19 protein-coding genes are annotated in these 13,135 nt (G+C 39.1%); 7 read left to right on the plus strand and 12 right to left on the minus strand.

Annotated features, from left to right (window positions below):
* The 3 genes from M901_RS05680 to M901_RS05690 form a co-directional block, all read right to left on the minus strand.
* Positions 1 to 231: YeeE/YedE family protein (locus M901_RS05680; protein ID WP_021277234.1), on the minus strand; the 231-nt coding region annotated here is incomplete at its 3' end.
* Positions 232 to 242: 11 nt separating this feature from the next.
* Positions 243 to 533 (minus strand): helix-turn-helix transcriptional regulator, encoded by a 291-nt coding sequence (locus M901_RS05685; RefSeq protein ID WP_021277227.1) that lies wholly within the window; start codon positions 531 to 533, stop codon positions 243 to 245.
* A 182-nt stretch (positions 534 to 715) separates the two neighbouring features.
* Positions 716 to 985, minus strand: a complete 270-nt coding sequence (locus tag M901_RS05690) for an HPF/RaiA family ribosome-associated protein (protein WP_021277238.1) — start codon at positions 983 to 985, stop codon at positions 716 to 718.
* Positions 986 to 1,194: 209 nt separating this feature from the next.
* Between M901_RS05690 and M901_RS05695 the strand changes: the two genes are divergently transcribed.
* On the plus strand, positions 1,195 to 2,469 hold the full coding sequence (locus tag M901_RS05695; protein WP_021277242.1) for an acetyl-CoA C-acetyltransferase: 1,275 nt from the start codon (positions 1,195 to 1,197) through the stop codon (positions 2,467 to 2,469).
* Positions 2,470 to 3,417 carry a cyclic nucleotide-binding/CBS domain-containing protein gene (locus M901_RS05700; RefSeq protein ID WP_021277237.1) on the plus strand — a complete coding sequence of 316 codons (948 nt, stop codon included), beginning with the start codon at positions 2,470 to 2,472 and terminating at the stop codon, positions 3,415 to 3,417.
* On the opposite strand, the gene M901_RS05705 is transcribed toward M901_RS05700, so the two are convergent.
* Entirely contained in the window at positions 3,349 to 3,777 is a 429-nt protein-coding gene (locus M901_RS05705; protein WP_053335829.1) for a DUF5329 family protein, read from the minus strand. The genes M901_RS05700 and M901_RS05705 overlap by 69 nt on opposite strands.
* 48 nt (positions 3,778 to 3,825) lie before the next feature.
* On the opposite strand from M901_RS05705, the gene M901_RS05710 reads away from it, so the two are divergent.
* The gene (locus tag M901_RS05710) at positions 3,826 to 4,410 is read left to right on the plus strand and encodes a hypothetical protein (RefSeq protein ID WP_021277230.1); all 585 of its coding nucleotides are present in this window, start codon (positions 3,826 to 3,828) and stop codon (positions 4,408 to 4,410) included.
* Here the strand turns inward: M901_RS05710 and M901_RS05715 are convergent.
* On the minus strand, positions 4,407 to 5,123 hold the full coding sequence (locus M901_RS05715; protein ID WP_021277235.1) for an NAD-dependent deacylase: 717 nt from the start codon (positions 5,121 to 5,123) through the stop codon (positions 4,407 to 4,409). The two genes, M901_RS05710 and M901_RS05715, sit on opposite strands and share 4 nt — an antisense overlap.
* 46 nt (positions 5,124 to 5,169) lie before the next feature.
* Between M901_RS05715 and M901_RS05720 the strand changes: the two genes are divergently transcribed.
* Entirely contained in the window at positions 5,170 to 6,180 is a 1,011-nt protein-coding gene (locus M901_RS05720; RefSeq protein WP_021277243.1) for a metal-dependent hydrolase, read from the plus strand.
* On the opposite strand, the gene M901_RS05725 is transcribed toward M901_RS05720, so the two are convergent.
* Positions 6,172 to 6,819, minus strand: coding sequence for a serine hydrolase (locus M901_RS05725; RefSeq protein WP_021277240.1), 648 nt, complete (start codon positions 6,817 to 6,819; stop codon positions 6,172 to 6,174). The two genes, M901_RS05720 and M901_RS05725, sit on opposite strands and share 9 nt — an antisense overlap.
* 36 nt (positions 6,820 to 6,855) lie before the next feature.
* Between M901_RS05725 and M901_RS05730 the strand changes: the two genes are divergently transcribed.
* Positions 6,856 to 7,116 (plus strand): hypothetical protein, encoded by a 261-nt coding sequence (locus tag M901_RS05730; RefSeq protein WP_021277228.1) that lies wholly within the window; start codon positions 6,856 to 6,858, stop codon positions 7,114 to 7,116.
* Between the two features lie 14 nt (positions 7,117 to 7,130).
* On the opposite strand, the gene M901_RS05735 is transcribed toward M901_RS05730, so the two are convergent.
* Together M901_RS05735 and M901_RS05740 are read right to left on the minus strand one after the other, a co-directional pair.
* The gene (locus M901_RS05735; protein WP_021277239.1) at positions 7,131 to 7,835 is read right to left on the minus strand and encodes a diacylglycerol/polyprenol kinase family protein; all 705 of its coding nucleotides are present in this window, start codon (positions 7,833 to 7,835) and stop codon (positions 7,131 to 7,133) included.
* A gap of 24 nt (positions 7,836 to 7,859) precedes the next feature.
* Positions 7,860 to 9,578 carry a cation:proton antiporter gene (locus M901_RS05740; RefSeq protein ID WP_034720702.1) on the minus strand — a complete coding sequence of 573 codons (1,719 nt, stop codon included), beginning with the start codon at positions 9,576 to 9,578 and terminating at the stop codon, positions 7,860 to 7,862.
* 216 nt (positions 9,579 to 9,794) lie between these two features.
* On the opposite strand from M901_RS05740, the gene M901_RS16310 reads away from it, so the two are divergent.
* Entirely contained in the window at positions 9,795 to 10,265 is a 471-nt protein-coding gene (locus M901_RS16310) for a hypothetical protein (RefSeq protein ID WP_021277233.1), read from the plus strand.
* A complete protein-coding gene (locus tag M901_RS05750; protein ID WP_021277241.1) occupies positions 10,262 to 11,476 on the plus strand; it encodes a threonine/serine exporter ThrE family protein in 1,215 nt (404 codons plus the stop codon). Before M901_RS16310 ends, M901_RS05750 begins: the two co-directional genes overlap by 4 nt.
* Here M901_RS05750 and M901_RS05755 read toward each other — a convergent pair.
* From M901_RS05755 to M901_RS05765, 4 genes are all read right to left on the minus strand, one after another.
* Positions 11,454 to 12,086, minus strand: coding sequence for an NAD-dependent epimerase/dehydratase family protein (locus tag M901_RS05755; protein ID WP_021277231.1), 633 nt, complete (start codon positions 12,084 to 12,086; stop codon positions 11,454 to 11,456). The two genes, M901_RS05750 and M901_RS05755, sit on opposite strands and share 23 nt — an antisense overlap.
* Positions 12,087 to 12,096: 10 nt before the next feature.
* Complete coding sequence (locus M901_RS17430; RefSeq protein ID WP_021277236.1) at positions 12,097 to 12,237, minus strand: hypothetical protein; 141 nt, start codon at positions 12,235 to 12,237, stop codon at positions 12,097 to 12,099.
* Positions 12,228 to 12,935 (minus strand): sulfite exporter TauE/SafE family protein, encoded by a 708-nt coding sequence (locus M901_RS05760; RefSeq protein WP_021277229.1) that lies wholly within the window; start codon positions 12,933 to 12,935, stop codon positions 12,228 to 12,230. The genes M901_RS17430 and M901_RS05760 overlap by 10 nt, the downstream gene beginning before the upstream one ends.
* On the minus strand, positions 12,910 to 13,135 hold a 226-nt coding region (locus M901_RS05765; protein WP_021277232.1), incomplete at its 5' end, for a hypothetical protein. The genes M901_RS05765 and M901_RS05760, both read right to left, overlap by 26 nt.

Below are 13,135 nucleotides of genomic sequence, written 5' to 3' on the forward strand. Positions count from 1 at the left end.
CGAGAGCTCATATCCCGAGAGAGTTACAAATAAAACACCTCCAAGAATTAGCCCAACAAAGAAGAGAATTCTCCAAAGACTATCTCCGGATTTATTTTTTTGAAAGATACTCTTTGTGATTCCACTTATTCCAGCAATTCTTCCATTCATGAGTAAGAGAATTGTCGAGGCCAGCCCAATCAAGAGTCCACCAATTAGAGAGGGGACGGGAGTAAAGTTTACAATTTCCATTATTATCTCCTTTAAGAACAATAGAGTTTTTGTAGCGTCTGTAATAATTCGATAAGCTCAGGTGAAGAGACTTGGTAATAACTCCACTTTCCTTGCTTTTGTACACTCACAAAATCCATTTGCTCGAACTTCTTTAAATATTGCGATATCTGCGACTGAGAGAGATTTGTTAGAGTCTCTAATTCAGTTACGCTCTTTGGGCCATCCATCAAAAAGCAAAGAATTCTCAATCTTCCTTCGTGGGAGAGTCCTTTGAGTATATTGGCAACAATGGGGGCGTTTTCTAATATCTTATCCTTCATATTAACATATTATAATAAGTTAATGTAAACTGCTATAGAAAAATGGGGTTGAGAGAAGGGAATAAGTCTTTGAAAACAGAGCTTTACTGTATTTTATTTTGAACGGTTGAAAAATGGAGGGGGTTTTGGGAGTGATATTGAGGGGATGAGAAGAACTCATCCCCACTTAAAGGTAGCAGTTATTAATGATGACGTTGGATTTGGTTCGAGATCTTGTCTAAGACCAGGTCCATTGTCTTATATAGATCATCAGATTCAGCCTTAGCAATGAAAGTATCGGCCTTATTTGTCACGAAAACTTCCGCAATCTGCTGATTTTTCTCAACCCAGCAAACCCACTTCATAGAGGCTTCGGGACCTAAGACACGTGTTAATTTTTCTGATTTTGATCTGATTTTGTTATCGAGTGCTTCAGTGTGATCGAGATTTCTAAAAGTAATAGTGCAATTCATTCTACTCCTCCTTGCGTTACCAAATTCTATCAAGAGAAAGTGGATTGTGTGTAACTGTTGGAATATTTAATTTTATGATGCTTATCAGCCTATTATGCTCTCTTGTGAAAAATAGCACAGTTGCGCTAAAATCTAATTATATTAGATCATTAAATCCCCTGATGGGGTACAGACATTTTCTTACAATGAAAGAAATATAAGGAGAATATATGACTATTAAAAAGGTATGTATTGTTGATGGAGCGAGAATTCCATTTTGTCGTTCTGGTTCAAACTACATGAAGAAATCGAATAAGGAATTGATGACTGCGGCCATGACTAAGCTTGTTGAGAAACTCTCTCTTCAAGGAAAAGAATTAGGTGAAGTCTATCTTGGTGCCGTTAGTAAACACGCCGCTGATTTTTCATTGGCCCGTGAATGTACGGTTGAGTCAGGGCTTTCTTATCATACACCCGCCACGGACCTTCAAAAGGCCTGTGGAACTTCTTTAGAAGCTGTCATTACAGTTGCCAATAAAATTGCTCTTGGGCAAATCGACTCTGGAATCGCTGGTGGTGTTGATACGAATAGTGATATTCCTGTTGAGTTCAATAAGAGATTTTCTGATGCTATGGCAAAGGTTAATTACTCGAGAACAACAGGGGATAAATTAAAAGCACTTGCTGCACTTAGACCAGGGGATCTTGCTCCTGTTTTTCCTGCTGTAAAAGAACCTCGTACAGGCCTTTCAATGGGTGAGAGTTGTGAAGTTATGGCAAAGGAGTGGGCGATCTCTCGCGAGGACCAAGATCAACTTGCTCTAGAGTCCCATCAAAAAGCAGCGAAGGCCTATGAGTCTGGATTCTTTGAAGATCTTGTTTACGAATTTAATGGTGTTCACAAAGATGGGATTACTCGTGGTGATACAACAATGGAAAAAATGGCGAAGCTTAAGCCATGTTTTGATAGAAAGTCTGGGCAAGGAACTTTAACGGCCGCAAACTCAACACCTCTTTCTGATGGGGCCGCATGTGTCTTTCTTTGTTCAGAAGAGTATGCTCAAGAGCATGGTTTAAAAGTTAAGGCCTACTTCACGCTTTCACAATCAGCAGCAGTTGATTATGTGTCAGAGGAGGGGCTTCTCATGGCCCCGGCCTATGCCGTTCCAAAGCTTTTAGAAAGAGCGGGAATGCAACTACAAGATTTTGACTTCTATGAAATTCACGAGGCATTTGCCGCTCAAGTTCTTTGTACATTGAAGGCTTGGGAATCTGAAGAGTTTTGTAAGGAGAAGCTTGGACTTGATAACGCCCTAGGAAGTATTGATCGCACAAAAATGAATGTGAAAGGTGGCTCACTTGCTCTGGGACATCCTTTTGCTGCCACGGGAGCGAGAATTGTTGCGACTCTTGCAAAACTTCTCGATGAGAAGGGAAGTGGTAAAGGCCTTATCTCTATCTGTACGGCAGGTGGGATGGGGGTTACGGCCATTATAGAAAAATAGATGAGTGATTTAAAAACAGTTGGTCTGGAGGAATTCAATATTCCTCTTGATCAACTTAATCTCCCTTCAATTATTAATATGTCTTCTTCGACTCCATTTCTTGAGGCGGCGAAGTTGATGTTTGAAAAAAAGATTGGCTCTCTGACTCTAGGAGAGGGGACTAAGATTGAAGGAATCTTTACAGAAAGGGATGTTATTTCTAAGCTTCCTCTTGTTCTTGAAGACCCCATGAGGCCGTTAAGTGATCTTATGACGCCTTCTCCTTTGACATTAAAGAATGATGCCACTTTAAGTGATGCCATCTCAATTATGTCATCTCGTGAATTTCGCCACCTTCCTGTGACAAATGAGAATGGCGACATCGAAAAGATGATCTCTATTAAAGATGTTCTGAAGTTTATCTCTGAGCTCTTTTCTGAACATATGAATGACTTTAAACCAATCAACGATTGGAATAAAATGGGAGTGAGTCTACAGGAGCAGGCCATTCTCTATGATTACCATAAAGAAGAGGGGAAACTCTCTGAGGACGTTTTTGATATTCCGATAAAACGTATTGTGAATACGAGTATCTCTAAATTTAATTCTCAAACTTCAATAAGAGAGGCCTTATTAAAACTTCATGAAAGAAGAGAGGCTATTGCACTGATTATGGAATATGAGACAGAGCTTGTTGGAGTTGTAACTGAAAGGGATATTCTCTATAAAGTCTTTTCTAGTGATCTTAGTTTAGATTTACCAATAGAGGAAATAATGACTTCTTCTCCCCATGTCTTGTCAGTGAATCATCAGTTTGGAAATGCTCTTTCAAATATGTTCGCCTATGGTTATCGAAATATTCCGGTTGTTAATCAGGAAGGCTTTCCTATTGGGAATATCTCATTGCTTGAGCTTTTGATCTTCCTCGCTAACGAGCTCGGGCTTCGCAACCTTTTGAAGTTTGTTTAATTTCTTATACTCATCTAACTTCATATAAAGCCATTTCTTAACCGGAGTCTTCTTAAGATTCTTTCCTTTAATATAGTAAGGCTTATCTGTTGATGATGACTTTGAAGCAATCTTTTCGATGAAATCTTTTATTGGAATATTCTTTTCTGGGCCAAAGAAGAAAAAGGTCTTCTTTACATAGTTGAGCTTAAAACTCAGATGCTTGTAAGCTTCTTCACTGGTATGCTCATCGCCATTTCTTATAAATGTGTGATTTGATTCCTTTATCGATTTCAAAAGGTACTCAATTTTTTCTTTATCACTTGCTTGAGCAAAGATAGAGAGAGAAAAAAAGAGTATAATCAAAAGCTTAAGACGCATATTTCCACCTTACGAAGATTCTAAGTTCATATTATACTGTAGCTGCAAATGATTTGGAATATCTTAAAATTTCTCCCATTTATTCTCCTCTTTTCCAGCTGTTCACTCTTAAATAGTGGAACTGTTCACGTCAAGTATACAAAGTTTCAGGCCAAGATTGATGGCAATACTTATGAGAATAAGAAGGAATTAACAGATGTCTCGGTTTCGATTCGAAATGTTCAACATCCCAAGAGTCATGGGAAGTGGGCCCTCAATTTTCGATTAAGTCCATCTATTCACTTTGAAAAGCATCGACTGGGAACTCTGGCCACAGAGTTAGTTGATGGAGAGTATCAGCAAAAGCCTGATATTAAAGTAAGGCGACTATCGAGTTTTGCTAATTTTAAATTACTTCTTCATACACCTATTGGGTCATTTGCCGCCACTACAGGCTTTGGAGGGGCAATTTCTAAGTTTGATATGAGTGGGGGCTCAAGTCATAGAACTACCGAAATTCGTCGTGTTGATTTTGTGTATTATAAGTTTTTCTCTCGTCGCTTCTTCTTACTGATGGGGCCTCGTTACTATAAAGAGCAATATGAGCAAGTGACCTTTGCCTTTCGTCTTGGTTATTTTTGGGGTCGAATTTAAGAGAGGATAAGCTTAACGAGGTTTTCCACTGTTTCTGTTGCAGGGCCTTGCATATGCATATCAAAGTCATCAGAAACTTGTGTCTGTTCTAAATTTACTTCAATACAGTAAGCACCATTTGATTTGGCCAACTGGACAAACATTGCGGCGGGGTAGACAACTCCTGAGGTTCCAATTGAAATAAAGAGATCACATTGAGAGAGTTCTTCTTCAATCTTTGCCATATGCATTGGGTACTCGCCAAACCAAACAATATCAGGGCGTAGGTTTCCTGTTTTTAAGCAACAAGGACAAGGTGTTTCAACATGAATATCTCTCTTATTAAGAAGAGACTTTCCCGTTTCGACACACTTCATTCTAAGCAGTTCTCCGTGCATGTGAATGACATTCTTAGAGCCGGCCTGTTCATGGAGATTGTCGACATTTTGGGTAATAATGCTGAGCTTACCTTTGAAATCTTCTTCAAGTTTGGCCAGACTAAGATGGGCCTGATTTGGATGAACCTCATCACTTAATAGTTGTTGTCGTCTCAAATTGTAGAAACGGTGGACAAGCTCAGGATCACGGTCAAAACCTTGAGGGGAAGCAACTTCCATTATATCGTGATCTTCCCATAATCCATTGGCATCTCGAAAAGTTCGAATACCTGACTCCGCAGAGATTCCTGCTCCTGTGAGAATGACAATATGTTGTGGATTAAAATTAAGATTCACAAATAGATTTTAGCAAATATAATGGATTACAGCAAAGGGTGATTGTATGGAACCAGTTTCGCAAGCAGTTTTAGGGGCCATGGGGGCTCAACTTAAACCAAGTTTGAAAAATGATAGCAAGACAATGGAAGACTTCAAAAAGCTTAGCCTGTGGGGAGCTTTGGGAGGAATGGCGCCAGATCTTGACTATATTATTAGAAGTTCTACAGATCCTTTGTTTACAATTGAGTACCACCGTCACTTTACTCATTCTCTCTTCTTTATTCCAATTGGCGCACTTGTGGTCTCTCTCTTTCTAAGACTATTCAAAGTCCCTTTGAAAAAGAGTTATCCCTATACTCTCTTAGGCTATGCAACTCATGGTCTATTAGATGCTTTTACTAATTATGGAACTCATTTATTTTGGCCATTTTCAGATCGACGAGAGGCATGGAATTGTGTCGCGGTGGTTGACCCTCTCATTACAGTTCCTCTACTCATTGTCCTAGGACTTTCTTTGAAATATAAGAGGCGTCTTTTTACTTTTCTTTCATGGGCCATGCTTATTAGCTATCTGTGCTTAGGGGCCTTTCAAAAATATAGAGTGAAGTCATTTCTCCTTACTCGAGGTGTTGATGTTGAGAGTTTTCATCGCTATATGATTAAGCCAACAATTGCGAATAATTTTATTTGGCGAGTGATTCTAGATTCTAAAGAGTCTCTTCAATTCTATGGTGTTCGCCTCGGTATTTTTAATGAGAATATTCTGTATTCAGGAGAGAGGGTAAAGAAGGTTCAGCGAGAAGAGGTCGAGCAGCTACTTGGAAATAATAGGAAGCAAATGCATGACTATGAGAGATTCAGATTCTTCACAAGTAATTATCTCTTTTGGAGTGATGAGAAATCAATCGCTGATGGACGCTACAGCTTCATACCTCATGGCACGAGACCTATTTGGAAGCTTGAGTTTTCTCCAGGCCAAAGCAATCAATTCTCAAAATTTATTATCGATCGTAAACCCAGTGATGAAATAAGAGAGACATTAGGTAAAATTTGGAGAGGGGTGAAGTTAAATTAACTTCTTTATCTCATCGATAAAATCAGGACCCAGACTATGGGTTCCTTTATCGATAGTGATATGGCGTGAATCTCTTTTTAGACGTGGTTTAAGCAATTCAAATGAGTTCTTACTATTTTCGTAGTCAACAATTGGGTCAATGCTTCCATGTATTTGATAGAGCTCAAAATCAACTTCCTCCTCAAGCATATCATGACGAAAATTACAGTTGATACCTAGGACCTTTTCTGTTTGTTCTATGGCCTGCCCAAGAAATGGTGCTAAGTAGCCCCCTTGAGAATAACCAATGATTGTGAGAGGTCTTCTTTTGGGATCAACTTGGTTGATAAAGGCCTTAAGAACTCCGCATGGATAAGTGAAGTCAATATAGTATTCTTCTTTAACGGTATTGTAGAAATACCAGGCAAATTTATAAGAGATTCCCTCGGCCCTTTTCTTTGGCATTGGAAAAACACCATTGGGAATTAGCCAGTAAGATTTTGGATCGAGAATGTCTTTGAGGTCTTCAAGAATGATATCTGAGTTTTGACCAAAGCCGTGGAGGAGAATATGGATTTTCTCAGCATTTGGGTCACCAAATTCTTGATAATCAATAAGTGCAGGGGCCTCAACAAATAATCTCTTACAATTTTCTATCATGGGGTTTATCATATTTTAAAAGCACGGGGATGGAAAGTGGATAAACAGGTCGCAAGCGAGATAATTTTAGAGAATCTCTCATTTTATGAGTGGATGAATATTGAGAATATTCTTATCTCTATTGATCCTGTTGACCTAGTTCTAATCGATGAGATTTCACTTGATGATTTAAAAGATCTTCTCGACTCTCTTGTGAAAGAGGGGCGTTTGAGAGCAAAAGAGCTTGATGGGGAATTAAAGTATAAGCGTGTGCAAAAGAAAACTTTAAAGTCCAAGCTACTTCGCTTCTTGAAGTAGCTCGAACTTCTAAACTAAATAAGTGCTGTGATGATCCACAGAGATGATGCCGTGACAATTGGAATAGTCAGGTTGTCATCAATCTTCAACTCAAGATAATCAAACCAAGTGACAAATGTCGAACTTAGGACTGAGATAATAATTCTCTTTAGCATAGACTCTGGATAGAGAGCGTAGAGAACAATTAGGTGAACCATAAGAGTTGATCCAAAGAAAGCAAGGCATCCCTCAAGAGAGCGGTTCTCCTTAAGTTTTGTCTTACCAAACATAATTCCAACTACTGCAGAGAAAGGATCACTAATGGCCAGAGTAAATATAGCGACAAGTGCCATGTACTTTGGAAAAGTTAGAATTGTAAGGAGCATTCCCATAAGAAATGGAATTGAAGCCGATTCTTTAAGTTGCTCTTCTGCTCTTAGTAGGTATTTTGAAACCTGAGAGAAGATACTTTTGAACTCTGGATATTTAATTCTAAATTGCTCGTAAATATAGAAGATACAAGTGGCCACACCAAGAATATGTATCGCTTGCTGGTGTGTTAGATAGTGCTTGTAAATAAGCCCACAACTCATTCCCATACTGAGGTGAAAGAATCTTCTTGGAAGATGAAGATCGGCCCTTGTCTTTGTGAGTTTCGAATCAGAAGCCTCTTCAGTTTCGTTATGATTTGAAGAAGTGATGTCTTCGTTTTTAATGATTTCAATATCTGTTTTATTCATGGCGACATACTAATAGAAATCACCTCATTCATCAAAGTGTTTTTCACCCTTACTCAAAGAGACAAGAATATCTTTTGAGAAGATAATTCCTTCAAGTACGCGATTTATAGGGTTTACCACAGGTAAGACTTCTTTCTGCGTCATAGAGAAGATATCTCGTGCTCCTTCGAGACTCGAATTGGATGGAATAAAGATAGATTCACCAATAAATGAATGCGCTGTGACAAGAGGGTCATCCTCAGTTTTCTCTAAAACTTTTTTAATAGAGCTGAGGTTTAGTGTTCCCATGAAGCAGTGCTCCTTGTCTACGACGGGATAGAGAGGAGAGTGATCACCTAGATAAGTCTTAATACTTTCTAGATTGGCATCTGCTTGAATTGCGACAATATCGGTATTCACAAGTGGAGAGATAGCGCTTTTAAAAGTCTCCTCTTGTTGCTTAGGCGTGATATTGTCTTTGAAGTGTTCAATAATATCCCTAAACTCAAGCTTGAGCTTACTGGTTTTATCTTTTGTCGGATTCCAAGAGGAAATTTCATCCGATTTAAGAAGGGCAATCTTTAAAAGAAATGGCCCTAGAACTTCAAAGACAAAGATACTGGCCACCACGATATTGAAAATGAGTTGTGCCGAATCTTCACTATGAAGTTTAACTTTATTTACGATGGCAAGAGCAGCACCAGCGTGTGAGATGACCCCGAGTCCGTGGTAGTACTTGATGCTCTCTTCTTTAATTTTTAAAGCATAACTCGCAGCAAATGAGGCCATGAAAATTCCAAGGATTCTTGAAACAATATAGAAAATACCAAGTAGACCAACGCTACCTGCGAGCTTTCCAAATTCAATATGTGTCCCGGCCAAAACAAAGAAGAGGGCATAAATGGAGCCTCCAATATCTTTAACTGACTCATGGAGCTTTTCCCCAACACTTGAAGCATTGGCCACTGTAAAACCAAGAAAGAGGCTGATGAGTAGGGAGTCTACTTTTAAGTAATAAGACAGAGACTGACCAAAGAGAATGGCAGCGATTACTGCAAAGAGAATATTACCAACTTTTGTTTCAAATCTTTCAAAGTAGCTTAGAAGAAAACCTATTGTGACTCCAAAGATAACGGAACCAACGATATTCCAAATGGCCTCGGCAAATAGTAGGGTTGAACCTGTTTGTGGAACATGCCAGAATCCGTAGTACTCTAAGAATTTAGTGAGAATTAAAGTCCCTACAACCGCTGTAATTGTGGCAAAGGCCAAGTAGACTTTAATCGAAAGACTTAATAGTCCTTTGGCATTATATTCTTTTAGAACAAGAAGAGTTGTCGGAGGCGCGGCCTCTACACCAATTAACCCAAGGAATAGGGAAATAATAAGTCGATGACTTAGGGGTAATGTGGTTGTTGTTGAAAGAAGTATAAAGAAGAGAAAAAAGATGAAGGCCACCACTAATTGAACGGATAGGATGGAGTAAAGAATCTTATCTTTCTTCATACTGGATATTAGCTTCTTATTAAATTCTCCCCCAATATTGAAGAGAATCAGACCGAGGGCCAGCTCATTAAAAAAACTAAAAGATTCTGTAAAACTATGTGTGAGAAAGTTAAAAACACCAGGACCTAAGAGGGCACCGAGGACGATATATCCAGAGACCTTGGGAACTCCTAGTTTCTTGGACATTTTCCCGGCCATCATACAAAGAAGTAGCGTCACTCCAAGAACTGGAACAGTTTCACTCAGAGCATTTAACATATCAATCTCTTGCACTAAAGCCTCGATATTAAAAAGTTTTTCCTATTTTAAGGGTAATTGATTTTATTGCTATATCAAAGATATTTATCTTAAGATTGAGTTGAGAACACGGGTATAGGTGAGCGAGTTTACTTTTCCTCGCTATTCCCTTTTACAAAACTTTTTTTAGCATTTAAAATTTAGGCTGTATGTTCTTAATTTTCCATGGAGTTCGCTATGAAGCGTAAGATTATTGGCGCTTTCGTCATTATTTTCATTATTTTAGGGGTTTTAACCTATGGAGTGACTCAATATAGCTTCTCTCATGGAGTACGCTCAGGAAAGCTTGTCAAACTCTCTAAGAAGGGTGTCCTCTATAAGACATATGAGGGAACTCTCGATTTGGGAAGTGGTGATGGGCTGACTTGGCAATTCTCAGTTCACAATGATGATCTCGGTGATCAACTTGTAAATCAAACAGGAAAGTATGTTAGACTCGAGTACAGAGAGTTACTTTTTAAGTTATTCTTTGGAACAAAGTATGATGTAGAGTCTTGGTCCCTTGAAGGAGAATCTCAGGACTTAAATTACCTGTGTCGCTTGGTGGATATTATGAGAACTAATTCCTCAATTGTTAATTTCTTAAGACCTATTATTGAAAAGGAAGATGCTGAACTTCTAAAGAAGATTAGAAGCTGCCAAAAATGATTAATAGCGATCTGACTCAAAAGGTTAACTTTATCCTTAAGATTGGAAGTGCTTTCCATCGTTATGGGACCAATGCCCCTCGTTTAGAGTCGGCCTTAAGTAATATTGCTCATTCAATTGGTTTAGAGGGGAGTTTCTTTTCTACTCCAACATATCTCTCGATTGCCATTGATTATGGTGAGAAGCAGCTCACAAGAAATATCAGAGTTAGTCCTGGTATCGTGGATCTGGAAAAGTTATCAGCGGTAGATAAGATTGCAGATGATGTTTGCAGTGGAGATATGGAAATAGAAGAGGCGATGCGCGCTCTTGAGAGAATTAAAGTTAGCGTTTCTCGTTATAATGAGACGATCACAACGATTGCTTTTGGATTAACTTCCATGTCCCTGGCCGTTATATTTGGGGGATCATTTCTTGAAGCAAGTTTTTCATTTGCTGTAGGCTCTATCCTTGGTGTTCAGGCTTCTCTTGCGCAAAAAGTACCAAAGTTCTTCAGTGTCTTTGAGTTTGTAGGGGCCTTTACTTGTACTATTGCGGCCTATCTCATTAAATTCTTCTATCCTCATATTCACTTTCAAATTGTTATGATGGCCTCGTTAATTGTTATCATTCCTGGTCTTAGCTTAACAATTGCGATGGTGGAACTTGCTGCTCAAAACCTCGTTTCGGGAACGGCACGATTTATGGGGGCCATTATTGATTTCTTTAAGATCTCTTTTGGTGTGATGGGAGGCATTCAACTTGGACGTTTTGCCTTTGGTGATTTGGCCGTTGATCAGACAATTCCATTACCTGAATATTGGCTCTTACCGGCCATTGTCATTGGTTCTCTGGCCTTTACAATAATTTTTAAGGCCAAGCCTAAGGATTTTAAGTGGATCTTTCTAAGTGGTCTTGCAGCTATTTTCTCTATTAAGTTATCATCTCTTGTGATGAGTGATGTGATGTCTGTTTTTATCGCTGGTGTCGTCGTTGGTGCCGGTAGTAATATCTTTGCCAGAGTATTTAATCGTCCGGCCATGATTCCACTACTTCCGGGAATTATCTTTCTCGTTCCAGGCTCAATTGGCTTTAAGGGGATGAATCTTATTTTTGAGACCAAATATACTCAAGGCCTTGGGATTGGATTCCATATGTTTGTGATCGCCATTACTATTGTGGCCGGGCTTTTTCTCGCCAATGTCTTTGTCAATCCACGACGTAGTCTATAGCAATATTTGTTCTTCCATAATTTGCCACCTCAAACATCGATCTCGCGACTTCTCGAGCACTAATGGCACGAAATTTCTTAAGACTTCCTTGGAGTAGAGGGTTGAGTAAGGGCATTAGAAACTGTCCTAGGCCTTCAGCTATTCTTTGCTCATCTCTTTCCCCTAAAAGAAGAGAGGGGCGAATGATAACTGTTTTTGAAAAGTTAGCGCGGCAGTGCTCTTCCATTTCTCCTTTCACTCTATTGTAGAAAACCTTTGAAGAAGCACTGGCCCCAAGGGCCGAGATGATAATAAGCTTTGCAACTTGATTTGTTTGACACAGCTTAGACAATTCAAGAGGGATTTCATAATCAACTTTGATAAAGTTTTCTTGAGAGCCAGCCTTTTTAATTGTTGTTCCAACACAACAGTAGACATGGTCCTCGGGCCCAAGTGATAATTTTTCAACACTATCGAAAATTTTGATTTTAGTCTTTGTGAGTTTGACTCCCTCAAGAACTTTGAGGTTTCTTCCATAGGCCTCGATACTTTCATAGAATGAATTCTTATCGAGTAATTGTGTTAATTCTTTTCCAACAAGCCCTGTGGCCCCAATGATAATAGCTCTCATAGGAGCTATTTTAACTCCAATACATGGCCGTTAAAACAATTAGTGTGATAGGAAAAATGATCACAACAGTAAAAAGCAGAAGGTTGAAAAAGAAACCGTCTAGGTCGGATTTTGGTGCTTCTGGTTTATTTGGTTTATTGTCTAGTGACATGATTGGCCTCCGGCCTGTTGATAGAGAGAGTAGACTCTTGTCGATATTGTAAGTACTCCAATTAAGATGAAGAAGAGTGGGATCGTTCTTGGCAACTTTCTTTGAAGTGGTAATAAGAATTTCTGGATGATTCCAGGAGCAAAGCTCAGGGCCGGAGTTGTACCGAGCCAAAAGCTGATGATAAAGGCCAGTGAAGAAACTGGGCTCGTTGCAGTTAGGGAAAGTATAATGATTGTCCAAAGTAGACCGCAAGGAAGAAGAACACTCGCACTTCCCCCCAGAAAACTTCTGAGAAGATCTCTTTGAGAGAGTTTGGCAAAGAGAGTTTTCCAAATGCTTTGGTTAATACCTTCAAGCTTAGTATGAAATTTAAAACTCATTTGCCATTTGAATATACTTTTAAGGCCAATAAAAATAAAAGTTAAGCCTAGTGTTGTGGCCGCAAAAAGAGAGAGGTACTTATTATCCCTAACTCCTAGTGCTTCGATTCCCAGTAGGGGAATAATGACTCCAAGGGAGATATAGCCAAGCAGTCTTCCCAAGTGATAACTAAGAATCCCTTTTTTGGATCTTGTTAGTGCCGTAACGAGCCCACCACACATTCCTGTGCAATGAACAGAGCCACCAAGACCTGTCACTAGGCCAGCAAAGATAATCATATAGAGTGGAACGTTATTTAGCTCCGTTAATTGGTCCAACAAGACTTACCTCTTTAATAATGACTTTACCTGTTCTTATATCAGTTAGCTTAAAGCTAAAAGGTAGACTTCCATTTTTAAGTATGGCCTTATCAAACTTGATAAAGACATTAACTCTGGCGTGGTTCTTATGCATCTGATATGGGTTCTTAGGTGTTTTAAGTTCAACCTTATCCGCAATATCCTTTTCTAGAATCTCA

The sequence above is a fragment of the Bacteriovorax sp. DB6_IX genome (assembly GCF_000447775.1).
GTDB lineage: Bacteria > Bdellovibrionota > Bacteriovoracia > Bacteriovoracales > Bacteriovoracaceae > Halobacteriovorax_A.

Excerpts from the sequence above, each read along its gene's own strand:
- M901_RS05750 (WP_021277241.1), top strand. The coding sequence starts at position 10,262 with ATGATTAATAGCGATCTGACTCAAAAGGTTAACTTTATCCTTAAGATT.
- M901_RS05725 (WP_021277240.1), bottom strand. The coding sequence starts at position 6,819 with ATGATAGAAAATTGTAAGAGATTATTTGTTGAGGCCCCTGCACTTATT.
- M901_RS16310 (WP_021277233.1), top strand. The coding sequence starts at position 9,795 with ATGAAGCGTAAGATTATTGGCGCTTTCGTCATTATTTTCATTATTTTA.
- M901_RS05705 (WP_053335829.1), bottom strand. The coding sequence starts at position 3,777 with ATGCGTCTTAAGCTTTTGATTATACTCTTTTTTTCTCTCTCTATCTTT.
- M901_RS05700 (WP_021277237.1), top strand. The coding sequence starts at position 2,470 with ATGAGTGATTTAAAAACAGTTGGTCTGGAGGAATTCAATATTCCTCTT.
- M901_RS05735 (WP_021277239.1), bottom strand. The coding sequence starts at position 7,835 with ATGAATAAAACAGATATTGAAATCATTAAAAACGAAGACATCACTTCT.
- M901_RS05755 (WP_021277231.1), bottom strand. The coding sequence starts at position 12,086 with ATGAGAGCTATTATCATTGGGGCCACAGGGCTTGTTGGAAAAGAATTA.
- M901_RS05690 (WP_021277238.1), bottom strand. The coding sequence starts at position 985 with ATGAATTGCACTATTACTTTTAGAAATCTCGATCACACTGAAGCACTC.
- M901_RS05695 (WP_021277242.1), top strand. The coding sequence starts at position 1,195 with ATGACTATTAAAAAGGTATGTATTGTTGATGGAGCGAGAATTCCATTT.
- M901_RS05720 (WP_021277243.1), top strand. The coding sequence starts at position 5,170 with ATGGAACCAGTTTCGCAAGCAGTTTTAGGGGCCATGGGGGCTCAACTT.
- M901_RS05685 (WP_021277227.1), bottom strand. The coding sequence starts at position 533 with ATGAAGGATAAGATATTAGAAAACGCCCCCATTGTTGCCAATATACTC.
- M901_RS05740 (WP_034720702.1), bottom strand. The coding sequence starts at position 9,578 with ATGTTAAATGCTCTGAGTGAAACTGTTCCAGTTCTTGGAGTGACGCTA.
- M901_RS05710 (WP_021277230.1), top strand. The coding sequence starts at position 3,826 with ATGATTTGGAATATCTTAAAATTTCTCCCATTTATTCTCCTCTTTTCC.
- M901_RS17430 (WP_021277236.1), bottom strand. The coding sequence starts at position 12,237 with ATGTCACTAGACAATAAACCAAATAAACCAGAAGCACCAAAATCCGAC.